The sequence below is a fragment of the Winogradskyella sp. MIT101101 genome (assembly GCF_047126865.1).
Classification (GTDB): Bacteria; Bacteroidota; Bacteroidia; order Flavobacteriales; family Flavobacteriaceae; genus Winogradskyella; species Winogradskyella ouciana.
The window spans coordinates 1,993,475-2,019,629 of sequence record NZ_CP138982.1; the positions used below are offsets into that span (position 1 = coordinate 1,993,475).

20 protein-coding genes and 1 pseudogene are annotated in these 26,155 nt (G+C 35.5%); 1 reads left to right on the plus strand and 20 read right to left on the minus strand.

Annotated elements, in window-relative coordinates; genetic code table 11:
• Positions 1 to 68: 68 nt before the first annotated feature.
• The 19 genes and pseudogenes from argH to SIB89_RS09080 form a co-directional block, all read right to left on the minus strand.
• Positions 69 to 1,343 carry an argininosuccinate lyase gene (gene argH, locus SIB89_RS08990; protein ID WP_412559523.1) on the minus strand — a complete coding sequence of 425 codons (1,275 nt, stop codon included), beginning with the start codon at positions 1,341 to 1,343 and terminating at the stop codon, positions 69 to 71.
• Between the two features lie 102 nt (positions 1,344 to 1,445).
• The gene (locus tag SIB89_RS08995) at positions 1,446 to 2,507 is read right to left on the minus strand and encodes a M20 family metallo-hydrolase (protein ID WP_155089110.1); all 1,062 of its coding nucleotides are present in this window, start codon (positions 2,505 to 2,507) and stop codon (positions 1,446 to 1,448) included.
• A complete protein-coding gene (gene argB / locus SIB89_RS09000) occupies positions 2,504 to 3,280 on the minus strand; it encodes an acetylglutamate kinase (RefSeq protein ID WP_412559524.1) in 777 nt (258 codons plus the stop codon). The genes SIB89_RS08995 and argB overlap by 4 nt, the downstream gene beginning before the upstream one ends.
• 90 nt (positions 3,281 to 3,370) lie before the next feature.
• Entirely contained in the window at positions 3,371 to 4,306 is a 936-nt protein-coding gene (locus tag SIB89_RS09005; protein ID WP_412559525.1) for an acetylornithine carbamoyltransferase, read from the minus strand.
• A 135-nt stretch (positions 4,307 to 4,441) separates the two neighbouring features.
• Positions 4,442 to 5,579: pseudogene (locus tag SIB89_RS09010) on the minus strand (aspartate aminotransferase family protein).
• A complete protein-coding gene (gene proC / locus SIB89_RS09015) occupies positions 5,576 to 6,376 on the minus strand; it encodes a pyrroline-5-carboxylate reductase (protein ID WP_412559526.1) in 801 nt (266 codons plus the stop codon). The pseudogene SIB89_RS09010 and the gene proC overlap by 4 nt, the downstream one beginning before the upstream one ends.
• Positions 6,377 to 6,456: 80 nt before the next feature.
• Positions 6,457 to 7,431, minus strand: coding sequence for an N-acetyl-gamma-glutamyl-phosphate reductase (gene argC, locus SIB89_RS09020; RefSeq protein WP_412559527.1), 975 nt, complete (start codon positions 7,429 to 7,431; stop codon positions 6,457 to 6,459).
• Positions 7,428 to 8,621, minus strand: a complete 1,194-nt coding sequence (locus SIB89_RS09025; RefSeq protein ID WP_412559528.1) for an argininosuccinate synthase — start codon at positions 8,619 to 8,621, stop codon at positions 7,428 to 7,430. Before SIB89_RS09025 ends, argC begins: the two co-directional genes overlap by 4 nt.
• Positions 8,618 to 9,241, minus strand: a complete 624-nt coding sequence (locus SIB89_RS09030) for a GNAT family N-acetyltransferase (RefSeq protein ID WP_162306941.1) — start codon at positions 9,239 to 9,241, stop codon at positions 8,618 to 8,620. The genes SIB89_RS09025 and SIB89_RS09030 overlap by 4 nt, the downstream gene beginning before the upstream one ends.
• A gap of 425 nt (positions 9,242 to 9,666) precedes the next feature.
• Entirely contained in the window at positions 9,667 to 11,256 is a 1,590-nt protein-coding gene (locus SIB89_RS09035; RefSeq protein WP_412559529.1) for an NADP-dependent glyceraldehyde-3-phosphate dehydrogenase, read from the minus strand.
• Positions 11,257 to 11,267: 11 nt separating this feature from the next.
• Positions 11,268 to 12,569 (minus strand): threonine synthase, encoded by a 1,302-nt coding sequence (thrC, locus tag SIB89_RS09040; RefSeq protein ID WP_412559530.1) that lies wholly within the window; start codon positions 12,567 to 12,569, stop codon positions 11,268 to 11,270.
• Positions 12,570 to 12,605: 36 nt separating this feature from the next.
• Entirely contained in the window at positions 12,606 to 13,547 is a 942-nt protein-coding gene (locus SIB89_RS09045) for a homoserine kinase (protein ID WP_412559531.1), read from the minus strand.
• A gap of 4 nt (positions 13,548 to 13,551) precedes the next feature.
• Positions 13,552 to 15,999, minus strand: a complete 2,448-nt coding sequence (thrA, locus tag SIB89_RS09050; RefSeq protein ID WP_412559532.1) for a bifunctional aspartate kinase/homoserine dehydrogenase I — start codon at positions 15,997 to 15,999, stop codon at positions 13,552 to 13,554.
• A 22-nt stretch (positions 16,000 to 16,021) separates the two neighbouring features.
• Positions 16,022 to 17,290 (minus strand): threonine ammonia-lyase IlvA, encoded by a 1,269-nt coding sequence (gene ilvA, locus SIB89_RS09055; RefSeq protein WP_273289130.1) that lies wholly within the window; start codon positions 17,288 to 17,290, stop codon positions 16,022 to 16,024.
• Between the two features lie 60 nt (positions 17,291 to 17,350).
• Entirely contained in the window at positions 17,351 to 18,850 is a 1,500-nt protein-coding gene (gene ilvC, locus SIB89_RS09060) for a ketol-acid reductoisomerase (protein WP_412559533.1), read from the minus strand.
• A 19-nt stretch (positions 18,851 to 18,869) separates the two neighbouring features.
• The gene (gene ilvN, locus SIB89_RS09065) at positions 18,870 to 19,400 is read right to left on the minus strand and encodes an acetolactate synthase small subunit (protein ID WP_273289128.1); all 531 of its coding nucleotides are present in this window, start codon (positions 19,398 to 19,400) and stop codon (positions 18,870 to 18,872) included.
• Positions 19,400 to 21,136 carry a biosynthetic-type acetolactate synthase large subunit gene (gene ilvB / locus SIB89_RS09070; RefSeq protein WP_412559534.1) on the minus strand — a complete coding sequence of 579 codons (1,737 nt, stop codon included), beginning with the start codon at positions 21,134 to 21,136 and terminating at the stop codon, positions 19,400 to 19,402. Before ilvB ends, ilvN begins: the two co-directional genes overlap by 1 nt.
• A gap of 56 nt (positions 21,137 to 21,192) precedes the next feature.
• Positions 21,193 to 22,872: a dihydroxy-acid dehydratase gene (gene ilvD, locus SIB89_RS09075; protein ID WP_412559535.1), complete on the minus strand. Its 1,680-nt coding sequence runs from the start codon at positions 22,870 to 22,872 to the stop codon at positions 21,193 to 21,195.
• A 215-nt stretch (positions 22,873 to 23,087) separates the two neighbouring features.
• Positions 23,088 to 23,516, minus strand: coding sequence for an OsmC family protein (locus SIB89_RS09080; protein ID WP_412559536.1), 429 nt, complete (start codon positions 23,514 to 23,516; stop codon positions 23,088 to 23,090).
• A 66-nt stretch (positions 23,517 to 23,582) separates the two neighbouring features.
• On the opposite strand from SIB89_RS09080, the gene SIB89_RS09085 reads away from it, so the two are divergent.
• A complete protein-coding gene (locus SIB89_RS09085; RefSeq protein ID WP_412559537.1) occupies positions 23,583 to 24,185 on the plus strand; it encodes a carboxymuconolactone decarboxylase family protein in 603 nt (200 codons plus the stop codon).
• A gap of 82 nt (positions 24,186 to 24,267) precedes the next feature.
• Here the strand turns inward: SIB89_RS09085 and SIB89_RS09090 are convergent, their stop codons facing one another.
• Positions 24,268 to 26,142 (minus strand): AAA family ATPase, encoded by a 1,875-nt coding sequence (locus SIB89_RS09090; RefSeq protein ID WP_412559538.1) that lies wholly within the window; start codon positions 26,140 to 26,142, stop codon positions 24,268 to 24,270.
• Positions 26,143 to 26,155 lie beyond the last annotated feature (13 nt).

Genomic DNA, 26,155 nt, shown 5'->3' on the forward strand with positions numbered 1-26,155 from the left:
AGCATCTTAGATAAGATGCTTTTTTTATTTATTATGGTGTCGCAGCAATCACATTAGGTTTTGAACATTTAATCAGGAAACTTTTTCCTAATATATTCCAAACCTAAATTATGAATACTCCCCATATGGGAATGTTCTTTTCCTAAATCTGGTTTGTAAGTCCCTGCCTGAACTTCGTTTCCTATTTTTTGATATGCTTCCCTAAAGCTCATTCCCTCAACCACCAAATTATTAATACTGTCTACCGTAAAGAGGTATTGGTACTTTTCGTCATTCAAGTCAATATCTTTTACTATGATTTGCTGAATGGCATAATTGAAAATATCCAAAATGTCTTTTACATCTTCAAAAGCGTTGATAATATTTTCTTTCAACAATTGAAAATCTCTGTGATAACCACTTGGAAGATTATTGGTGACGAGCAACATTTCAGAATGTAAGGCTTGAATCTTATTACACTTGCCTCGTATTAACTCAAATACATCAGGATTCTTTTTATGTGGCATAATACTACTACCTGTGGTCAGCTTATCCGGAAAACTAATAAATCCGAAATTCTGACTCATATAGAGACAAATATCCATAGCGAATCGTGACATAGTGTTGCATAAGCCGCCTAAAGCATTTGCAATAACACGTTCACATTTACCTCTGCTCAGTTGAGCTGCAACCACATTAAATTTTAAAGTTGAAAACCCTAATTCCTCAGTTGTGATATTTCTGTCAATAGGAAATGAACTCCCATAGCCAGCCGCTGAACCCAACGGATTTTGATCTACAATTTTTGAAACCGCATTCAGCACATAAACATCATCAATCAACAATTCGGCATAAGCAGAAAACCACAATCCAAATGATGATGGCATAGCAACTTGTAAATGCGTATAACCTGGTAATAATTTTGATTTATGTGTTTCGGCTAGACTTAAGAGTGTATCGAAAAACGTTTTAGTTTTATCATTAATGATTTGTAGATTCTCTTTATAATATAATTGAAGCGCTACCAAAACTTGATCGTTTCTAGACCGTGCAGTATGAATTTTTTTTCCAACTTCACCAAGGGTTTTAGTCAATTCAAACTCGATTTTAGAGTGTACATCTTCAAACGAATCTTCAATTACAAAAGTTCTGTTTTCAATGGTTTCTGAAATTACTCGTAATCCACTTTTGAGTTTCTGTAATTCTTCCGACGTAATAATGCCAATTGATTCTAGCATTATAGCGTGTGCCAAAGATGCCTGAACATCGTATTTTGCAATATGTAGGTCGATTTCCCTGTCGTTACCAACAGTGAACTGTTCTATTTTTTTATCGATTGAAAATCCTTTATCCCAAAGTTTCATAATTATCAATTTTACTGTCATTGCGAGGAAAAATGACGAAGCAATCCGTCTATTAATTATAAAATTGCTTCACCACGTTCAAAATGACATTTTTATTAGTGTTTATAGTATCTTTTCTAACAATTCAATATAAATCTTTATCCCTTCTTCAATTTCATTGATATAAATAAATTCATCAGCACTATGTGAACGCGTGCTATCACCAGGTCCTAACTTCAACGATGGGCAACTCAAAACCGCTTGGTCCGATAATGTTGGTGAACCATAGGTACTTCTTCCTATTTCAACACCAGCGACTACCAAAGGGTGGTCAATTGGTATAAACGACGAATTTAATTTTATACTTCGCGGAATGATACTATCGCATGGTGCTTCATCCTTTAAAATATCAACAATTTCCTGGTTGGAATATTTGTCATTAACACGAACATCTACGACCAAATTTACTTCTGCGGGAACCGCATTATGCTGCTTCCCTGCATTAATTTGGGTAACGGTCATTTTTACATCTCCCAAAGCTTCTGATGATTTCTTGAAGGTATAGTTCTTAAACCAATCCAATACCGAAATGGAATTGTAAATCGCATTATTCTCATTGGGATGTGCTGCGTGACTTGGCGTACCTTTAACAACGGCATCAAAGACCACCAAACCTTTTTCCGCGATGGCTAAATTCATCAATGTTGGTTCGCCAATAATGGCCACATCAATTTTTGGAATAATGCTTAACATACTATTTAAACCATTATCTCCACTGTTTTCCTCTTCTGCAGAAGCAACAATTACGAGATTGTATGCTAAGTCTTTTTTATCATAGAAATACGCAAAAGCAGCCAACAAACTTACTAAGCAACCACCAGCATCGTTACTACCCAAACCGTATAATTTTCCATCCTCTACAATAGCTTTAAAAGGATCTTTGGTGTAACCATTATTTGGTTTTACGGTATCGTGATGCGAATTTAAAAGCAATGTAGGTTTGGTTTCTTTAAAATATTTATTGGTTGCCCAAACATTATTTTTAATCCGTTTACAGGGCATGTTCAGTTCTCGAAACCACGTCTCGATATAAGTTGCCGTTTGGTCTTCCTCTGAAGAATACGAGGGAGTTTCAATGAGTGTCTTCAGCAATTTTATTGCCTTTGTAGTTAATCTTTCTATCATTTTGTAATCGCTGTATATTTTGTTTTTGCATTGAAAAGCATTTCAGGTTTTCCAATGCAAACCTTGTTCACGTTATGGGTTATGGCATGAAAACAGTTATCAATTTTTGGCAACATCCCTTCATAAATAATTCCCTTCGATTTTAATTCTTGATAGGTCTGTGAGTTGATGTGTTCTATAACAGAATCGTTATTATTTACATCGACCAAAACACCATTTTTTTCAAAACAATAATACAGTTCTGTATTGAAAATATTTGATAAATCAATTGCCAAAGCTGATGCAATAGTATCTGCATTTGTGTTAAGTAATTGTCCGTTTCCATCATGTGTTATAGCGCAAAAAACAGGTGTGATTGCGTTGTTTAGTATAATCTCTAAAGCGTTTGTGTTTACTTTTTTTACATCGCCAACAAAACCGTAGTCTATGGTTTTAATTGGTCGTTTTTCTGAAACAATGGCATTCCCATCTGCACCAGAAAACCCAATAGCATTACAATTACTTGCTTGTAATTGAGCAACTATATTTTTATTGATTTTCCCTGCGTAAACCATTGTAATAACATCTAGTGTTTCGGCATCAGTAATACGCCTTCCATCAATCATTTTAACCTCAACTTGCATTTGGTTGGCGAGTTTTGTGGTTGATTTTCCACCTCCGTGCACTAATAATTTTAGTCCATCAATGGAGGCAAATTCTTTTAAAAATGAATGCAATGCTTCCTTATCATCGATGATGTTTCCTCCTATTTTTATGATTTTTAGTGTTTTCATCTATTCTAGTTGTCATTACGAGGGATTTATGACGAAAAAATCTGTTCAATTTTAAAGATTGCTTCAATCGTACCTCTTTCGCAATGACGTTTATAAATTTTCCAATATCTGCTTCAAAATAATTTGTGCAGCATACGTTCTGTTATTTGCTTGTTTAATAACCACAGATTTTTCACTATCCAAAACCGCATCTTCAACCACAACATTTCTTCTCACGGGTAAACAGTGCATGAATTTTGCATTTCCCAACTTTGCCTTCGTCATCATCCAATTTTCATCTTGATGCAATACTTTTCCATAGTCATTGTAGCTGCTCCAGTTTTTAACGTATACAAAATCGGCATCTTTTAACGCTTCTTCTTGATCGTAATTTATTGAAGTATCCTTGGTGATATTATTATCCAACTCATATCCTTTGGGATGTGTAATGGTTAAATCAACTTCCAAGTATTGCATCATTTCTACAAAAGAATTTGCCACGGCTTGAGGCAAAGCTTTTGGATGAGGTGCCCAGGACAATACCACCTTTGGTTTTGCCTTTTCGGTCAGTTCTGAAATCGTAATGGCATCTGCCAGAGCCTGTAGTGGATGCGCTGTAGAACTTTCCATATTTACGATTGGCACGGTGGCATATTTTTTAAAACTTTTTAAAGCATATTCGCTTTCATCCCTTGTTTTATCCTTTAAAGTTGGAAATGCCCTAACAGCTATAACATCAGCATACTGTGAAATTACTTGAGCAGCTTCTTTGATATGTTCTGGGGTGTTGGCATTCATGATTGTTCCATCTTCAAATTCTAATTGCCACGCGTCGTTTACATTCAAAATCATTACTTCCATTCCTAAGTTTCTTGCTGCTTTTTCAGTACTTAATCGTGTTCTTAAACTCGAATTGAAAAAGAGCATTACTAAGGTTTTGTTTTTGCCCAAATCTTGAAATTCAAAAGGGTTCATTTTTAATAAAATAGCATCCTTTATGGTTTCTGAAAGGTTGGGTATGTCTTTTATTTTGGTGTAGTTTTTCATATTTATTTCTCACGAAAGAGGATTAACTTTTTTTAACTCGTTTTACACCCCTAAAGTCCCCTCAAGGGGACAATCCTCAAATCAACTTAGGTACTATTGTCCCCTTGAGGGACTTTAGGGGTGTTTTCAAATCATTTATTTTCTCATTTTTAATTCTTTTTCTAAAGCCTCAAAAAACACATCAATATGTTTTTTTCTGAATCGTTAAAGGTGGGAGAATCCGCAACACATTAGGATTCTTTGCACTTCCTGTAAATATATAATGGTTAAAAATGAGCTTTTTTCGTAATTCTGCAACCGGAAAATCAAACTCCAAACCCAACATTAACCCTCTACCTTTTACCTGTTTTATTTTTGAAATACCTTTAGCTTTATCCATAAAATATGCTGAAATGTCTTTTACATTTTGCATTAAGTTTTCTTCTTTAATAACACCCAAAACGGTTGAAGACGCCACACATGCCAAATGATTACCGCCAAATGTTGTTCCCAACAATCCATAAGATGGTTTGATGTATGGGTGAATCAATATTCCCCCCACAGGAAAACCATTTCCCATACCCTTTGCCATTGATATGATATCTGGTGTAATATTCTGTTTTTGAAATGCAAAAAAATCTCCAGTTCTTCCAAAACCAGACTGGACTTCGTCTGCTATAAAACAGGTACTATATTTTCTGCAAAGATTTTCTAAGCCTTGATAAAATTTGGTTGTGCTTTCGTCCAACCCTCCAACACCTTGGATACATTCAATTATCACAGCGCAAACATCGTTTTTAGCAAGTGCTTTTTCTAATATGTCCAAATCACCGAGTCTTAAAATTTCAACTTCTTGTTGTGCATTTATTGGTGCAATAATTTTAGGGTTATCAGTTGTAGCAACTGCTGCAGATGTCCTTCCGTGGAAGCCATTTTTGAACGCTATGACTTTTTTCTTTCCGTTATGAAAAGAGGCTAATTTTAAAGCATTTTCATTAGCTTCTGCACCAGAATTACATAGAAACAATTGATAGTTTTTGCAACTTGATAGAGTTAATAGTTTATTGGCCAAATCAACTTGTAATGGATTTTGAATGGAGTTACTATAAAAACCTAATTTTTCAACTTGTTCCGAAATCGCCCTAACATATTTTGGATGGGAATGTCCGATTGAAATCACGGCATGTCCACCATATAAATCGAGATATTCCACGTTTTTTTCGTCATAAACGTAAACATCCTTTGCTCTTATTGGTGTAATGTCGTATAGCGGATAAACATTAAATAAACTCATATCTGCTCTTTTTTAATGTTGTTTATTTTGTTGAATGAAGCAACCATACCTTGAATTAAAGATGAACTTAATCCTTTGTGCTCCATCTCGTTTAGACCTTCAATGGTGCAACCCATTGGTGTGGTGACTCGGTCTATTTCCTCTTCAGGATGATCGCCATTTGTGATCAATAAATGTGCTGCACCTTCACTGGTGTACATGGCCAATTCCTGAGCCTCTTTGGCATCAAAACCCAATTGAATTGCCGCCTGTGTCGTAGCACGAATCAACCGCATCCAAAAGGCAACTCCGCTGGCACAGACAACCGTTGCAGCCTGCATTTGTGATTCAGGAATTTTCAGCGAATGTCCCAAACGGTTGAAAATAGCCTCTGCAATTTTAATACGCTTTTCACCTTTTTCATTGCAGCATAAACAGGTCATGGATTTACCAACTGCTATGGCTGTATTTGGCATAGCGCGAATAATGAAAATATCTTCTCCAACAATTTTTTCAATTTTTGGAATCAAGAATCCTGTAATCGTTGAAATTAGGACATGATTTTCGGTCAAATGCGGTTTGATATCATTTAAAATTGCTTCAAAATGCGCTGGTTGAACGGCAAATATCAAAATATCGGATTGCTTTACGGCTTCGATATTATCTGTTGTTAAAATCACATTTTTATAACCATCTAATTCCTGAATATCACTCAAGTTTCTTTTGGTTAAATAAAGTGTGGTTATGACATTATTGGTTATAAGCCCTTTGGCGATGGATTTTCCTAAGTTTCCTGTTCCTATGATTGCTATTTTCATCTTTTTATGTTCTGTGTTATTACGAAGGTTACTGAAATAATCTTTTTAAGCAGATTGCTTCGTTCCTCGCAATGACGTTTTTAAAAGTAATTCGCCTTCAATTGTAAGCCTTCAGTTTCGGCAAAACCAAACATTAAATTCATGTTTTGAACTGCTTGTCCTGAAGCACCTTTCAAGAGATTGTCAATAATGCTCGTTACCAATAATTTATCTTTGTGTTTATGCAAATGAAGGATACAATTGTTGGTGTTTACCACTTGTTTTAGATGAATATTTTCCTCTGAAATCACAACAAATTCTGCATTATTATAAAATTCAGAATACAATTGCTTTGCATCTTCTAAACTATCATCAAACTTAGTATAAAGCGTAGCAAAAATTCCTCTGGAAAAATTACCGCGATTAGGCATAAAGTTGATGTCTGATTTAAAATCACTTTGTGTGTTTTTTACAGTCTGATTTATTTCATCCAAATGCTGATGCGTAAAAGCTTTGTAATGTGAAAAATTGTTGTCGCGCCAAGTAAAATGTGTGGTTGCAGATAATGATGTTCCTGCACCTGTTGCACCTGTCACGGCATTGACGTGAACATCATCTTTTAACAAATCTGACTTTGCCAATGGTAGTAAAGCCAACTGAATGGCTGTGGCAAAACAACCTGGATTAGCAATGTAATTTGCTTTTTCAATAGCGTCTTTATTCAGTTCTGGCAAACCATAAACAAACGCTTTACCATTGAATATTTCATCCTTTTGTAACCTGAAATCATTACTCAAATCAATGATTTTTGTATTGTCTGAAAATTCATTTTTATTTAAAAATGCTTTTGAATTGCCATGACCCAAACACAAAAACAACACGTCTACTTCCAGATTGATTTCGCTCGAAAACTTAATGTTTTCTCCTACTAAGTCTTGATGCACTTCAGCAACGTGGTTTCCTGCATTTGATGTGCTGAAAACAAAATCGATATTCACTTTTGGATGATGAATCAACAATCGGATTAACTCTCCTGCCGTGTAACCAGCTCCTCCAATAATTCCTACTTGTATCATGCGTTTTGATTTACTTGTTGATATATTTTGTTTTGATTGCCTAGGATTTTTATAAAGCCTTTGGCTTCGTTAGCTGTCCAGCCTTTATTTTCCTCTCCATAACTCCCGAACTTGGCATTCATTAAATCGTGATTGGACTCAATGCCATCCAAACTGAAATGATACGGTTTTAGCGTCACAAAAACATCCCCTGAAACCTTGTCCTGACTACTCTGAAAAAAGGTTTCCATATCTCGCATTACAGGATCTAGGTATTGCCCTTCGTGCAAATGCATACCATAGAAATTTGAGATATAGTCCTTATGTTGCAGTTGCCATTTGGTCAGCGTGTGTTTCTCCAATAAGTGATGTGCTTTGATAATGATTAAAGCTGCTGCGGCTTCAAAACCAACACGACCTTTAATGCCCACAATGGTGTCACCAACATGAATATCCCTTCCGATGGCAAAAGCTGATGCCCTATTGTTCAATATCTCAATATTTAATTCTGGTCTGTTTTTATTTCCGTTAATTGCTGTTAGTTCTCCTTTTTCAAAAGTCAATGTTACTTGTTCCTTACCTTCTTTTTTCAATTGTGAAGGGTAAGCTGAATCTGGCAAAGGTTTCTCTGAAGTTAAGGTTTCCGCACCACCAACGCTTGTACCCCAAAGTCCTTTGTTTATAGAATACTGCGCTTTTTCCCAAGATATATCGATTCCGTTTTCAACTAAATAATCGATTTCCTGTTGTCTAGTCAGTTTGCCGTCTCTGATAGGTGTAATGATTTCAATTTCTGGTGTCAAAGTTTGAAAAATCATATCAAAACGCACTTGGTCGTTTCCTGCTCCTGTACTACCGTGTGCGATGAATTTTGCGTCGATGCTCTTTGCATATTGAATAATTTCAATGGCTTGAATGATACGCTCTGCACTCACTGATAAAGGATAGGTGTTGTTCTTCAACACATTTCCGAATATTAAATACTTGATTACTTTTTCGTAATACGAAGCAACGGCATCAATATTTTTATAGGTTGAAACACCCATTTTGTAGGCATTGTTCTCAATGGTTTTTATTTCTTCAGTTGTAAAACCGCCTGTATTTACACTCACCGCGTGAACATCGTATCCCGCTTTGCTTAAACTAACAGCACAGTAAGATGTATCCAATCCGCCACTATAGGCAATAACAAGTTTTCCTTTATTTTTCATTTTTTATCTTTTTTCAGGAACATGGATTGCTTTATGTTTTTCAATCTTGTCCAAGCTTTTTTATCAATTTTTCTTTCTTTCGATTTTGAAATCTCTTTTTTATTTGGGTCATAGAGCATACCTGTACACAAGCACATTTTTTGTTCTGTTCTTGTCAAAACATCAAAGTTTTTACAGGTTTGGCAACCTTTCCAAAAGGATTGATCATCGGTTAATTCTGAAAACGTAACGGGTTTATAACCTAGCTCGCTATTCATTTTCATAACCGCTAAACCAGTTGTGATACTGAAGATTTTGGCCTCTGGAAACTTAGTTCTTGAATGGTCGAAAATTACTTTCTTAATTTTTTTCGCAAGACCTTGATTCCTATAATTTGGGTGCACAATCAGACCAGAATTTGCTACAAATTTGCCATGGCTCCATGCTTCGATATAGCAAAAACCAGCAAATTCATCTCCGTTTAAAGCAATAACCGCATTACCATTTTCCATCTTAGAGATGATGTATTTTGGCTGACGCTTGGCAATACCAGTTCCTCTAACTTGCGCAGCATCTTCTATGGTTTTGCAGATGATATCTGCATATATACTATGTGACTTATCAGCAATGATAATTTTCACTGTAATCGATTTAAAAAATTAAAATTTTGAAGTTGTTTTTGAAAGTAGAACCGGACTCACCTAGGTTCCGTAAATAGAAATGTACCCTTACGGGCGACGTGGAAAAAAGCGACGCTCTGCACTGTTATTATCTGTTGAGATAATTAGTGATAAAAAATTGGTATTGAAAATTGAGTTGTACACAGTAAAAGAAATAAAATTGACTATAGAGTTTGTTGCTAAAATGAAGAATTAGCGACGGCGTTTCTCCAGATTCAGTTCTGTGGGTCTGGGTCTTCTATATTTATGTCTTAGTGTGAACATGAGGCTAATCTATAAATTAATTTTCTATTAAAGACCTTTAAAAATCAGTTTCTTAGAACTTTTATGAATTTATGAATTATGAGCCTATAAATTATAAATATCTCATTTTTAAGCTATTTCGTTTACAATATATAATCCGTGTTAACAAAGTTTGAGGCTTTAGAATCCAACAAATCTTGTAAAATCTCATTATTATAGGCATTGTCTTTTGAAGCCACAAACGTTCTTATGGAGAACGAACGTAATGCATCATGTACGCTTAACGTTGCCACTGCAGAATCCTTTCTACCGGTAAAGGGATAAACATCTGGTCCACGCTGACAAGAACTATTGAGATTAACTCTACAAACCAGATTCACCAAAGTGTCAATTAATGGCGCCAATGTATTAACATCTTTGCCAAATAAGCTGACTTGCTGTCCGTAGTTAGATTCTGCCATATCATCTAATGGTTCTTCGATATCACTAAATGAAATTACGGGAATTACTGGTCCAAATTGCTCTTCTTGAAATACTCTCATATCCTTTGACACTGGATAAAGTACAGCGGGAAAAATATAATTTTCACTAGTTTCCCCACCTTTTTCGTTGATGATTGTAGCACCTTTCGCAAGAGCATCATCTATTAAGCCCTGAATATAAGCAGGCTTATCTGGTTCTGGCAAAGGCGTAAGTTTTACACCTTCCTCCCATGGGTTTCCAAACTTTAACGCATCTACTTTGGCAGAAAATCTCTTGTTGAATTCCTCCACAATATCCTCATGCACATAGAGCACTTTCAATGCTGTACAGCGTTGACCATTAAATGATGTGGTGCCTGCAATACATTCGGTAATTGCAAGATCCAAGTCTGCATCAGGTAAAACAATTGCAGGATTTTTAGCCTCCAAACCTAACACCAAACGCAATCTGTTACTTTTTGGATGTTGGTTTTGCAACGCGTTAGCAGATTTACTGTTTCCTATTAAAGCCAAGACATCAACTTTACCGGTTTGCATAATTGGTGCGGCCACTGTTCTACCTCTTCCATATAAAATATTCACTACTCCCTTTGGAAAACTATTTTGAAACGCCTCCAATAACGGAGACAATAACAATACACCATGTTTAGCTGGTTTAAAAATTGTGGTGTTTCCCATTATGATAGCTGGAATCAATAAAGCGAAGGTTTCATTTAAAGGGTAATTATAAGGTCCTAAGCACAATACAACACCTAATGGCCCTCTTCTAATATGTGCTCTCACACCATCATGTTTATGAAACTTTGCACTATCGCGATCCATTTGTTTGTAATCCTCAATTGTATCGTATATATATTCTACCGTTCTATCAAATTCCTTTTGAGAGTCTGGCAGATTTTTACCTATTTCCCACATTAAAAGCTTAACCACTTCCTCTCGTTTTGTTTTCATTTGTGAAACAAACTTTTCCATACAAGCAATCCTGTCTTCAACCTTCATTGTAGGCCATAAACCTTGACCATTGTCATAAGCATTAACCGCAGCGTCCAACGCACTAATTGCTTCTTTTTTCTCTAAGGTTGGGATAGTACCCAACAGTGTTGGTTTATAGTCATCAGTTGATGAAATCGTAGAATACACTTCTGACGTTTGTCCTCTCCATATTCGTAATTCACCATTAACCAAATAGGTCTCCTGGTGCTGTGGTTTCTTAATTTGAAATTCTTTTGGAATATTTACTTTAAGACTCATAATTACTTTATTTAGCTCAACAAATATGATTTTAGTTGATTGTAATTGGATATTTTAATCCGTTTCTTATCCTTGTTTAGAACAGCTTCGATCTGAGGTGGCATTTTAATTTCTTTAGCAATGGTTTTAGGCATAACATCCAAAAATTTTATTGGATGTGCGGTTTCTAAAAACACTCCCAGAGTATGGGTTTTGTCTTTCAAATAGGCTTTTAATGCTAAATATCCTATAGCGCCGTGAGGATCTGCGATATAATTAAATTTTGAACGTAGGTTCTTAATCGATTCCGTTGTTTCTGCGTCGGAATAACTGTAACCCGAAAGATTATTACGCAATGTTTCAAAATTATTGTTGTGCAATTCTTTTATTCGGATGAAATTGCTTGGGTCACCAACATCCATAGCATTGGAAATGGTCTGTACTGATTGTTTTGCTAGGTATTTACCAGTTTCTAAATAGTTTGGTACTATGTTGTTGGCATTGGTGCCAGTTACAAAATGATGAATTGGCAATCCTAATTTTTGTGCCATCATTCCTGCACATATATTTCCGTAATTGCCACTTGGAACGGAAAATACCAGTTTTTTGTTTTTAGATTTTAATGCTTTATAAGCAATAAAAAAATAAAACATTTGTGGCAACCAACGTGCAATGTTTATAGAGTTTGCCGAAGTTAACACGCGTTTTCCTTCATAATCAGAATCCAAAAACGCCTGTTTGACCATCGCTTGGCAATCGTCAAAAACTCCATCAACCTCCAAAGCCGTAATATTCTGACCTAAAGTTGTGAGTTGTCTTTCTTGTATGTCACTTACTTTTCCACTTGGGTATAAAATGACAACCTCAACACCATCTACTCCAAGAAATCCACTGGCAACTGCGCCTCCTGTATCTCCAGACGTTGCTACTAAAACCGTTACCTCTTTTTTATTTTCTGCTTTATCCTTATTAAAATGGCCTAAACATCTTGCCATAAACCTTGCACCAACATCCTTAAACGCCATTGTTGGTCCGTGGTATAATTCCAATGCATAAATATCGTCTTCAACTTTTTCAATAGGAAAATCGAAATTCAATACATCTTCAAGAATAGCTTTTAATTCATTTTTAGGGATTTCATTGCCTATAAATTGCTGAATCACTTCATAAGCAATCGTAACATTATCCATCTTTTCAATATTCTGAAAAAAGGTGTCTGGTAATTTTGTGATCGACTCAGGAAAGTACAAGCCCTTATCTGGTGCCAAACCTTTGACGACAGCTTCTTCAAATGAAACTTTAGGTGCTTTATGATTTAAACTATAATAGTTCATTCGATACTTTTTAAGCTAGATTGATTAGTGTATGTATTATAAACTAGCGTTAACTGAATTTATAATTTTTGCTCCATGAGTGCTAATTCTAGAGATGTAGATTTTGTAATCTATGTTTTTGTCTTTATATATCTTATTCATGGCCTCTGCAACATTATTTGCTGTTTCTACCCCTTTACTCAAAGCGAATATTGATGGTCCTGAACCCGAAATTCCTGCTCCCAATGCACCCTGTTCTATAGCTGCATTTTTTACAGCATCAAAGTGCGGTATTAAATGTTTTCTTGCCGGTTCTGCTACATAATCTACCAATGAGCGGCTTATTAAATCAAAATCTGAGGTATGTAATCCACTAATGAGTCCACCAACATTTGCCCATTGTGCAATAGCTGTTTTTATAGGTATTTCTGGTTTTATAACCTTACGAGCATCTTCTGTTTTGACTTCAATTTGTGGGTGAATGATTGTAGCCACTAATTCTGAAGGTGAAGGAATCTCAACAATATCCAAGGGTTGGTAATTTCTCACCAAAATAAAACCTCCATAAATTGCTGCTGCAACATTATCTGCAATAGCTGAACCGCAAGCAACAACTTCCCCATGCATTGCAAATTTTGTGAGCTCTAGATTTGAATACTTGTTTCCTAACAATTGGTTGATTGCAAACGCACTACCAGATGCACTGGCAGCACTACTTCCTAAGCCACTACCTGGTTTAAATTTCTTAAAAATTTGAATATCTATTCCAAAATCAGACTTACTATCTTCTAGCATTAATTTTGCAACGACTCCCGCTACATTTTTATCGGCTTCAAAAGGCAATTTGGCACCTTCTATTTTTGAAATTGTAACGGCATTAGAATCCGTTTTAGTGAAAACCATTTCATCACCAAGAGCTTGCAAAGCAAAACCCATAGCATCATAACCGCATGATACGTTCGCTACTGTTGCCGGAGCAAATATTTTAACTTGGTTCATGGTCTTAATTTCTTCCTAAGGTAATGATATCTGCAAACAATCCTGATGCAGTCACTTCTGCACCAGCACCAGCACCTTTTATGATTAAAGGTTGTTGTGCATAACGTTCTGAGTAAAATAATACGATATTGTCCTTGCCTTCAAGATTGTAAAAAGGATGGTTTTTGTCTACAGCTTTCAATCCTACTGCCGCTTTACCTTCATTAAATTCTGCTACGTATTTTAATTGGCAATCCTTTTCTTTTGCTTTTGCATACATAGTTTCAAAATGGGAGTCATTTGCCTTTAGAATTTTATAAAACTCGTCCGTGGTCTTTGCTTCTAAACTGCCTTTAGGTAAAAAAGATTCGTTTTTAATATCTTTTAAATCCATTCTATAACCAGCTTCTCTTGCTAAAATCAAAATTTTTCGAGCAACATCCACACCACTTAAATCTATACGAGGGTCTGGTTCGGTATAGCCTTCTTTTTGCGCTTGTTTTACAACATCGTGGAAACTGTTGTTTTCATTGAAATTGTTGAAAATGAAATTTAAGCTTCCTGATAATACAGCTTGTATTGAAGTAATTTTATCGCCTGAATTAATCAAATTGTTCAATGTATATATGACTGGTAATCCTGCGCCAACATTGGTTTCAAAGAGAAAGGATGCTCCGTATTTTCTTGACAAGTCCTTTAATTCTCTATAAGACTTATAAGTTGATGAGCACGCTATTTTATTACACGCTATTACCGAAATACTTTCCTTTAAATATGATGCATAGGTATTAGCAACATCTTCGTTAGCTGTTACATCTATAAAAATACTGTTGCTTAAATTAAACTCTTTAACTGCGTTAAAAAATGTTTGATTTGTCCTCGGTTGTCCTTTTTTAATAAGGTCTTTCCAGTGTCTTAAGTCAATACCTTCCTCATCAAAAACCATTTTTCTTGAGTTACTAACTCCAACGACTTTAATATTTAACAACAAGTTTTCGTTTAGATATTCTTGTTGTTGCAGTATTTGATCTAGTAATATTGAGCCTACGTTACCAACACCAACAAGAAATAAGTTTAAGATCTTTACTTGTTTTTCAAAGAATCTATTATGGAGTGAAACAAGAGCTTTTTTAATATCTTTATGAGCGATTACTGCTGAAATATTTCGTTCTGATGCTCCTTGGGCAATGGCTCTAACATTTACATTATTTTGCCCTAGGGACCTAAACATTCTACCACTAATACCTTGATGGTTTTTCATATTGTCTCCCACAACCGCAATTATAGCCAAGTTGTCCTCAACCAATAATGGCTTTATTTTTTTAAGTGATATTTCGTAAGCAAACTCATTGTCTAAAATGCGTTTAGCTAACTTGGCATCTTCACTATAAACACCAACACAAATGGAATGTTCCGAGGATGCTTGGGTAATTAAAACCACATTGATCTGTGCTGCGGATAATGTAGAGAACAAGCGCTTTGAAAACCCAGGAACACCAACCATACCATTACCCTCTAACGTTACGAGTGCTATATTTTCTACATGGCTTATCCCTCTAACTGGACCATTTTTTGAAGCTGCTTTTTTTGAAATTAAAGTGCCTTTTGCTTCCGGTTGAAATGTGTTTTTTATATATATAGGAATATTTTTCTGCAAAGCGGGCTGTACTGTTGGTGGGTACAAAACCTTGGCTCCAAAATGTGATAATTCCATAGCTTCTTGATATGAGATTTCTTCTATCGGAAATGCCTGTTTTACCAATTTAGGGTTAGCAGTAAACATACCACTTACATCTGTCCAAATCTCCAAGTCGGAAACCTTTAAGGCAGATGCTATAAGTGCTGCCGTATAATCAGAGCCACCTCTTCCTAAAGTTGTTGTTTCGCCTTCTTCACTTCTAGAAACAAATCCAGGTAATACAACCACCTTATCTTTATTGGATTTAAAAAAACTTGAAATTCTAATATTGGTTTCGTTAGTGTTTACATTGGCTTGTGTGTGCAAGTCATCGGTTACAATCAGTTCTCGACTATCTTTTAAAGACGATTTTTCTATTTTTAATTTTAAGGCTTTAGAGATAATATAGGAGGACAATAACTCTCCAAAACTTAAAACTTTATCTCGAGTTTTATCTGAAAATTCATTAATCAAATAAATACCATGAAGTAAATTTTTAAGCTCTTCAAGCTTTCCTTCAACAGTTTTAATTACTGCATTTGACTGAGCTTTTGGCATTAAAGATTGTATGGTTTCTAAATGTCTTTCTCTAATATTTTCAAAAACCGTGATGTAGGATCCATCCTTTTCAGTAGCAAGTTCTCCTGTTTTAATTAGAGCATCAGTAACACCACCGAGTGCAGACACCACTACAGCAACATTTTGCTTTTTGGATTCTTGAACAAGAATCGTTATAACCTTTGATATATTTTCGGCATTTGCAACTGACGTGCCACCAAACTTAAGTACTTTCACCTGATTGTATTCTTTTTAGCAATTATATTAAAAATTGAAACAAATCTGGTTTGTCATTGAGATAATCTCCATAAAAATTATGAAGTTTCATTTTTGTAATCAGAGGTTCTAAATCACTTGGTTTTTTTAATTCTAAACCAACGACTGCAACATCGTTTTCACGGTTGACTTTTTTGGTGTATTCAAAATGGGTAATATCGTCCGTTGGACCTAAAATAGTGCTGACAAATTCACGCAGTGCACCTGCACGTTGCGGAAACTTAACGATAAAATAGTGTTTTAAATTGGCGTATAATAAGGCGCGCTCTTTAATTTCTGGTGTTCTTGTAATATCATTGTTACTACCACTAATTATGCAAACCACATTTTTTCCATGGATATCCTCAGTGTACTGTTCTAAAGCGGAAACACTCAATGCACCTGCAGGCTCTACAACAATGGCATCTTTATTATAAAGGTCTAAAATAGTTTGACAAATCTTACCTTCATCAACCGTAATTACGTCGTGTAATGTTTCTCTACAAATCTCAAAATTTAAATCACCCACACGCTTTACAGCCGCTCCGTCAACGAAGTTTTCTATCGATTTCAACTCTGTAACCCGATTGTTCTTAAGTGATGTGATCATAGACGGCGCTCCTTTTGGCTCTACTCCAATTATTTTAGTTTGAGGAGATAAAATTTTAAACACTGAAGACAATCCAGATGATAAACCACCTCCTCCAACAGGTACAAACACATAGTGAATTGGTTGTACCTTAGCCTGATTTATTATTTCCAGTCCGACCGTAGCTTGCCCTTCAATCACTTTCTTATCGTTAAATGGGTGGATAAATGTTTTGTTCAATCGTTCGCATTCTTCAATTGCGGCATCATAAGCATCATCAAAAGTGTCACCAATTAAAACCACATCGATATAATCTTCACCAAATAGTTGCACTTGCTCAATCTTTTGATTTGGCGTTGGTGCAGGCATAAAAATGGTACCTTTTATTTTTAAAAGCTTACACGATATAGCAACGCCTTGAGCATGATTTCCAGCACTGGCGCAAACAATTTCATTTTCAACCTGAGTTTCCGATAATGATGAGATTTTGTTATAAGCACCACGGATTTTATAAGAACGGACTTCTTGTAAATCCTCCCTTTTAAAATAGATGTTGGCTCCAAACTGTTTTGAATACTGCGCATTTTTAATTAACGGAGTTACTGATGATACTCCACTAAGTTTTTCTGCTGCAGCTTTAACAGCTTTTAGTGTTGGCTTATATATTGTTTTTGTTTCGTTCATTCCTTTAAAATCCCTTTCGGAGACTTTCTTGCTTCTTTTCTTAAAAGACTTGTCGGCTTTTTAAGCTAAAGTAGTTTCTTTTACTTCTTCGGTTTTTATTGCTTTCATTGCAGTCATGGATGCACGTAATCGTTTTCCAACTGATTCTATGGGATGATTTCTAATGGTCTCGTTTATTGCAATCAATTCTACATTATCTACTCCGTTTGATTTTGAAAATGGTTTCCCAATAACGGACGTATCAACATTTTCCATAAAGTCCATTAACAAAGGTTTACAGGCATGATCGAATAGATAGCAACCATATTCTGCAGTATCTGAAATAACACGATTCATTTCAAATAGTTTTTTTCTTGCAATGGTGTTTGCGATCAATGGTAATTCATGCAAAGATTCATAGTATGCAGAATCTTCAATTATACCAGCGCTCACCATGGTTTCAAAGGCCAGTTCCACACCTGACTTTACAAAAGCCACCAACAATACTCCATGGTCAAAATATTCTTGTTCTGTTATGTGGTCTGATGTCAATGCTGTTTTTTCAAACGCAGTTTCGCCTGTAGCTTCACGCCATTTTAATAGATTTTTATCGTCATTTGCCCAATCTTCCATCATGGTTTTTGAGAAATGGCCAGAAATGATATCGTCCATGTGCTTTTCAAAAAGTGGGCGCATAATATCTTTTAATTCTTCGGATAATTCGAAAGCCTTGATTTTTGCTGGATTCGATAAACGATCCATCATATTGGTAATACCACCATGTTTTAAAGCTTCGGTAATCGTTTCCCAACCAAACTGAATAAGTTTTGCTGCATAGCCTGGCTCAATACCTTCTTCAACCATTTTATCAAATGACAAGATTGCACCAGTTTGCAACAAACCACAAAGAATGGTTTGCTCTCCCATTAAATCCGATTTTACCTCTGCGATAAAAGACGATTCCAACACACCAGCTCTATGTCCTCCAGTTGCAGCAGCATAAGCCTTTGCTTGTACCCAACCTTTATTTTCAGGATCATTTTCAGGGTGCACTGCAATTAACGTTGGCACACCAAACCCTCTTTTGTATTCTTCTCGAACTTCAGTTCCCGGACATTTTGGTGCTACCATAATTACGGTTAAATCCTCACGGATTTTTGTGCCCTCTTCTACAATATTAAATCCATGTGAATAACTTAGTGTGGCTCCCTTTTTCATTAAAGGCATGACCGCTTTTACAACATTGGTGTGTTGCTTGTCTGGTGTTAGATTCAATACCAAATCAGCTGAAGGAATAAGTTCTTGGTACGTACCAACTGTAAAACCATTTTCGGTCGCATTTTTATAGGATGCCCGTTTTTCGTCAATGGCATTTTGCCTTAATGCATAAGAGATATCCAAGCCAGAATCTCTCATATTAAGACCCTGGTTCAATCCTTGCGCACCACAACCAACAATTACGATTTTCTTCCCTTTTAATACATCTACGCCATCTTCAAATTCTGAAGCATCCATAAATCTACATTTTCCTAATTGTTCTAGTTGTGTTCTTAATGGTAATGTGTTAAAATAATTTGCCATTGTTTTTTAGTTTATTTTTTTAATTCTGAAATGCTTCAAGCATCTTTGATATGTTCATTTTATCCTTGGTCACTGCCACTCGTCCAGAACGTGTGAATTGCCCTATCCCGAAAACATTTAATTCTCTGTACAATAAATCTATTTCTTCTTTTCTTCCTGATTTTTCTATCACAAAAAACTCTTTGTTAACGGTTACAATTCTAGCATTACTTTCTTTTATGATATTCTGAATCTGTCGTTCATCAAATAACAAATCTGATTTGAATTTGAATAAGCACGATTCTTGATAAATGATTTCGTCTTCGGTATGGTAATAAGCTTTTATCACCTCAACTTGCTTTTCTATCTGGCCAATGATTTTCTTCATTTGGGATTCCGTTATTTTTACCACAATTGTAAATCGTGAAACACCCTCAATTTCTGAAGCCGAAGTGTTTAGGCTTTCCACATTAATATGGCGTCTTTGAAAAATTGCCGAAAGTCTATTCAGTAACCCGATATTATTTTCGGTATATACCGAAACCGTGAATTGTTTTTTTTGATCCTCCATTATTCTAATCTTATATCTGAAACACTTGCGCCTGTAGGAATCATCGGGAAAACATTGTCTTCTTTTTCTACTCTAACCTCCAAAAAATATGGCCCATCAGTGTCTATCATTTCTTTTACCGCATCCTTTAAACTTTGTCTTTCTGAAACTTTTTGCGCTTTAATACCATAGCCTTTTGCAATAGCAACGAAATCTGGATTTACCATTTCGGTTGAAGCATAGCGCTTATCAAAAAATAGTTGCTGCCATTGACGAACCATTCCTAAAAACTCATTATTTAGAACCACGATTTTTACAGGAACTTTCTGTTGAAAAATAGTACCTAACTCTTGTATTGTCATTTGGTAACCACCATCACCAGCAATCATCACCACTTCGCGATCTGGAGCAGCCATTTTTGCTCCGATGGCTGCTGGTAACGCGAATCCCATGGTGCCTAATCCACCTGAGGTGATATTACTTTTTGATACCTTAAAATCTGCATAGCGGCACGCAATCATTTGATGTTGACCAACATCAGTAACAATTGCTGCTTCACCTTGGGTCTGTATGTTGATTTCTTTCAACACTTCACCCATAGTTAAACCATCTTTGGTTGGATGCAAATCGTTTTTAATGACTTTTTCATATTCGATTTTGTATAAATCTTTGAATTTTTGATGCCAATCGCCGTGCGAATTTGGATTTAACAATGGCAATAAAGTTTGTAAGCTCGCTTTAGCATCACCTAGAACTGCAATGTCTGCTTTTACGTTTTTGTTAACCTCAGCTGGATCAATTTCAAAATGAATCACTTTTGCCTGTTTGGCATACGTCGCTAAATTTCCCGTAACCCTATCATCAAAACGCATTCCTATGGCGATTAACACATCACATTCATTAGTTAAAACATTAGGTGCGTAATTACCATGCATACCAACCATACCAACATTTAAAGGATGTGATGACGGAATTGCTGAGGCTCCAAGAATAGTCCATGCAGAGGGGATTCCCGCTTTCTCTATAACTGCTTTAAACTCTTCTTCTGCTTTTCCTAAAATGACACCTTGTCCCCAAACTATTAATGGCTTTTTAGCATTATTAATGAGGTCTGCTGCAACTTTAAGGGATTTTTCATCTGTTTCTGGAACGGGTTTGTAACTTCTAATGCCTTCGCATTTTTTGTATGTAAAATCAAATTCCTCAAATTGAGCATCTTTAGTTATGTCAATAAGCACAGGTCCTGGTCTTCCGCTTTTTGCAATGTAAAACGCTTTAGCAAAAACTTCTGGTATTTCTGAAGCTTTGGTGATCTGATGGTTCCACTTTGTTACAGGTGTAGAAATACCAACAATATCTGTTTCCTGAAAGGCATCGCTTCCCAATAAATGCGAGCCGACCTGACCAGTAATACAAACCATAGGAGTAGAATCAATTTGGGCATCTGCGATTCCAGTAATTAGGTTTGTGGCACCTGGACCAGAGGTTGCAATCGCCACACCAACCTTGCCCGAAATACGAGCATATCCTTGTGCTGCATGGGTTGCGCCTTGCTCATGTCGTGTTAATACATGGTGTAACTGATCTTGATATTTATATAATTCGTCATATACAGGCATAATCGCTCCTCCTGGATAACCATAAAGAATATCGACACCTTCTGCCAATAAACATTTTACTACGGCTTCACTTCCTGAGATTCTTTGTGTTGTTAACACTTGTTCTTCTTGCTTGTTTATGGTTTGAGCTTCTTTCATGTTTTAATTTTTCAATACTCTTCGACTGCGCTCAGAGTGACATTCTCATTTCAATTTTAAAACTCATCCGTTACACATCCTTTAGATGCTGAGGAAACTGTTTTGGCATATTTATATAAAACACCACGTTCAAATTTGAGTTCTGGTGCTTTCCATTTTTCTCTTCTTTTTTGAAGTTCATCTTCCGAAACCTCTAATGAAATTGAATTGGTCTCAGCATCAATTGTAATCATATCACCATCCTTTACAAGTGCGATGGCTCCACCTTCTTGTGCTTCTGGTGTGATATGTCCAACAACAAATCCATGTGTGCCTCCTGAGAATCTTCCATCTGTAATTAATGCCACATCTTTTCCAAAACCTGCTCCCATAATGGCAGCTGTTGGTTTGAGCATTTCTGGCATTCCTGGTCCGCCTTTTGGACCTTCGTATCTTATGACCACGACATCTCCTTTTTCAACTTTCCCATCTCTGATTCCATCGTTGGCAGCATATTCACCCTCAAAAACTTTAGCCTTTCCTTTAAACGACAGCCCTTCCTTACCTGTGATTTTCGCGACAGATCCTTCAGTTGCTAAATTGCCGTAGAGCATTCTCAAATGCCCAGAAATTTTAATGGGTTGTTCTATAGGTTTAATGACGTCCTGTCCTTCGGCTAAATCTTCAACTTCCAGTAAATTTTCAGCAATTGTTTTTCCTGTAATGGTTAAACAATCTCCGTGAATTAATCCTTTCTTTAAAAGGTATTTTAATACCGCAGGAATACCTCCAACAGCATGAACGTCTTCCATCAAATATTTTCCGCTTGGTTTTAAATCTGCCAAAAACGGTGTGTTATCGCTTATGTCTTGAAAATCTTTAAGTGTAAAGTCAATTTGTGCTGCTCTAGCAATAGCTAAAAAGTGTAAAACAGCATTGGTCGAACCTCCTAATATAGTTACTAACCTAACTGCGTTTTCAAGGGATTTCCTTGTTATAATATCTGAAGGCTTTATATCCTTTTCTAACAATGTTCTCAATGCTTCACCAGCTTTCACCGACTCTTGCTTTTTTGCGTCACTCAATGCTGGGTTGGACGAATTAAATGGCAATGCCATACCCAAAGCTTCAATCGCTGAAGCCATTGTGTTTGCTGTGTACATACCACCACAGGCACCTGCACCAGGACAGGCTTTTTCAACAATATTTTGATATTCATTCTCAGACATGGTTCCGGCGACCTTGCTTCCCCAAGCTTCAAAAGCAGACACGACATCTAGTTTTTTTCCTTCGTGACAACCCGAGTCAATGGTTCCACCATACACCAAAATGCTTGGTCTATTCAGACGAATCATCGCTATTAATGCGCCTGGCATATTTTTGTCACATCCAACAACAGTCACCAAGCCATCATAACTCATAGCTTGTACAACAGTTTCCATAGAATCTGCAATAATATCTCGTGATGGCAATGAATAGCGCATACCAGGTGTTCCCATAGATATACCATCACTTACTCCAATGGTATTGAAAATCAACCCAACCACATCTTCGTTTTGTGTGCCTTGCTTTACAAGTTTTGCCAAATCATTCAGATGCATATTACAAGGATTACCTTCGTAACCTGTACTTGCAATACCTACTATAGGTTTAAAAAAATCTTCTTTTGTTAATCCAATAGCATGCAACATGGCTTGAGCCGCTGGTTGCGTTGGATCTTGGGTAACGGTTTTACTGTATTTGTTTAATTGACTCATAACTAAATCGTGCAAAAATCTCAATTGCAGTGATAAAGTTACTTTTTGAGCAAGGCTTTAGGGTAGGTGAGATAGGTTAACCTCTAAATTCAATTGTAGAGTTAATTTTTTATTTGTTTGAAAATCAATTATTTATATGAAATTTGTTATGATGCCCAATAATTTATTTTATTAGAAAAAGTCACATAAAGTGCTTTTGTAATAAAGTGAAGCCATTATTTTTTAAGCACTATGTGATAATGAATATTAAAATTGATTGTTGCAAAACGTCTAAACATCTCCATAACACCACAATATTTTTCAACGGATAAGTTTACAGCGCGTTCGCACTTCTTTTTATTTAAATCTGAACCATAAAAATGATAATCAACTAAAACCGAATGGTAATATTTTGGATGTTCATCGGTCAGCTCTCCAGACACCTCAATCTTAAGGTCATCGATTTCAACTTTCATTTTCTCCAACATTAAAATAACGTCTATTGCCGAGCAACCTGCTAAGGACGATAACATCATGGCTTTTGGCGAGAGACCTTTACGTTCTTCTCCCATAACATCTGTATCCATAGTTACAAATTTTCCACTCGGATTGTCCGACTCAAAAGTCAATCCGCCTTTCCAATGTGTTGTGATTTTATGATCCATATTCTTTTAAATTAAACGTTATAACTCCTATCTTGTACGTTCAAAAATACTACTAAAAATACAACCATGGCATTAGTAACTCCATTATCTCCTGAGCATGATTTAGAAACCAAAGCGTTAGCAGAATTCTTTAACGAGACACTTGGATTTTGTCCAAACTCAGTCTTAACCATGCAACGCAGACCGGCAATAAGCAAGGCGTTTATTAATTTGAATAAAGCTGTAATGGCAAATGAAGGTAAGGTAACCTCAGCACTTAAACGTATGATTGCTTGGGTAAGTAGCAACTCTACAGGTTGCAGATACTGCCAAGCACATGCCATTAGAGCTGCAGAACGTTATGGTGCAGAACAAGAGCAGTTAGACAATATTTGGGAATACAGAACGCATCCTGCGTTTTCTGAAGCGGAACGTGCCGCATTGGATTTTAGTTTGGCGGCAAGCCAAGTCCCAAATGCCGTTAATGCTGAAATTAAAGATCGATTATACAAGCATTGGGATGAAGGTGAAATCGTAGAAATGCTAGGTGTGATTTCGCTCTTTGGATATCTTAACCGTTGGAATGACTCTATGGGAACTGATATTGAAGAAGGTGCTGTGGAAAGTGGCAATAAATATTTAGGAAAACATGGTTATGAAGTTGGTAAGCATGATGGGAGTCAGTATTAGATTGTCATTCCTACGAAGGCAGGAATCTAGATAGTTAGACTTTTAGACAAATTAGGTTAAACCTTACCAGAAATGGCGAGGTTTATTTTTTTATGAATTTATAAAGGTTTTCAATTATTGTTTTTAGAGTGTCATTATCTTCTATAAAATCATCATATTTATATTCTGAATTAATTACAAAGTCTGCAAGTTTAATTTTATAATCGTTTTTTAAAGTCCCAGAGTCTGCTTTAAATGCTTTGTGCGTTTTTTTTGGGATATTATTATCCAGAAGTAAAGTTTCATAAAATTCACCAAGTCCTACTTTATTGTAATCACTTTTATTGAAGTCAATAGCGTTAACCAGATCAATATCCTCTAAATCTTTAACCAAAAATCTCAAAAAACCTTTAATAATTGCTTTTGGTAATAGATTTTCAATTTCTCTTAATTCTGTGTTCTGATACATAAAATTAGGATTCTTCTTTGCACTTTCTTCTAGAAGTTTTCTTCTCTTACCTTTTGCAGAGCGCATATCTACATTATCGTTATCTGCTAAAAGATAAATCTTATTTGATAAAGCAAACGAATTTATTTTTTCTCTTACAGCTACCTCATTAAACTCAATATTGTTATCAAATAAATAATGCTCAATTAAATTACCTCCGTACTCGAAAAACGAATAGTCAATATCTTCTTTGAGAAATTGATTCTTCTTTTCAAACAATAAACTTAATAGTTTAGATATATACTTCCTATCTGTTGGCCCTTCTACCCAAATAGAAGTATTAGCAAGAAATACTGAGGAAGTATTCACACCTAAAACGTCTAATACGTCTTTACTTGGCTTGACATTGGTTCTTATTCTGAAAGTATCTTTCTCATTCTTTTCAAATTGAAAAATTGATATGTTATCATTTAACAATGTTATATCTAAAAAATGATTTGAATGTGTCGTGAAAAAATATCTTAATTTTTTTTCTTTTAAATACTCATCATACAGTAAGGTTTGTATGAAAATTCTTTGTAATCCAGGATGTAAATTAATCTCGGGTTCCTCAATAAAAAACCAATCATTTTTATTTGCTGTAAATATTGGAAACAACAATATTATTAAAGATTGGATTCCATCACCTAAATCATACACAGGATGCTCTAAATCATCGACAGAGAATAAAAGTTCATTTGTTTCAGAGTTTGAAGTAATTTCAACCTCTTTCTTATCAAAGAAGTGCTTTGACAGGAATTTTTCAAACTGTTTGACTTTTTTCCTATTTGGGCCTGGAGAATTTTTTAATCCTAAAATTTTTTTATAAAGTGTCAGCCCTGTGAATACATTCCCATCGATATCATAATTTATTTTTATTGTATTCTTTATTACTCCTTCAGTAAGATATTGATTTTCATGTAGTGTTCTTAAAATTGGAATGTATTTTTTATGACTTGGTTTATTGGATTTCAAATAATTAAGTTCATCCACTATTAACTCAACTTTCTTGAGAAATTTTAATTCTTTTTCTTGATTTAAGTTAAGTCTGCCTAAAGCTTTTAAATCATTTAACTTGTTTACTACTCTATTAATAAACGAAAAACTAGATTCATATTTTGTTATATTAGACACTAAATTCTTGAGGTTTGTGCTAGTAAAAGGAAACTCTCTTGTTCTCGAATTGAACTCATTTCTGAATGAAGGATGTAGGTTTCCGAAATTAAGCTGATAATAAGAATTGTAATCTCTTCGAATTTCATCAAAATGATTATTATATTTTGAAAATAAATCAACGTCATTTATAGTTTTTAATATTCCTCGAAGAAATCTGCTTTTCCCTGAGTTATTTGCTCCAACAAATAAGTTGATCTTATTTATCTCTAAAACCTTATTATCGTTTTCAATTTCCCATTCATAAAGTAAATTAGTCTTGTTTTCAACTATTTCCTTAGGGTAGTCTACACTAGGTCTATCAAAATGAAAAAACATATTATAATTTTTT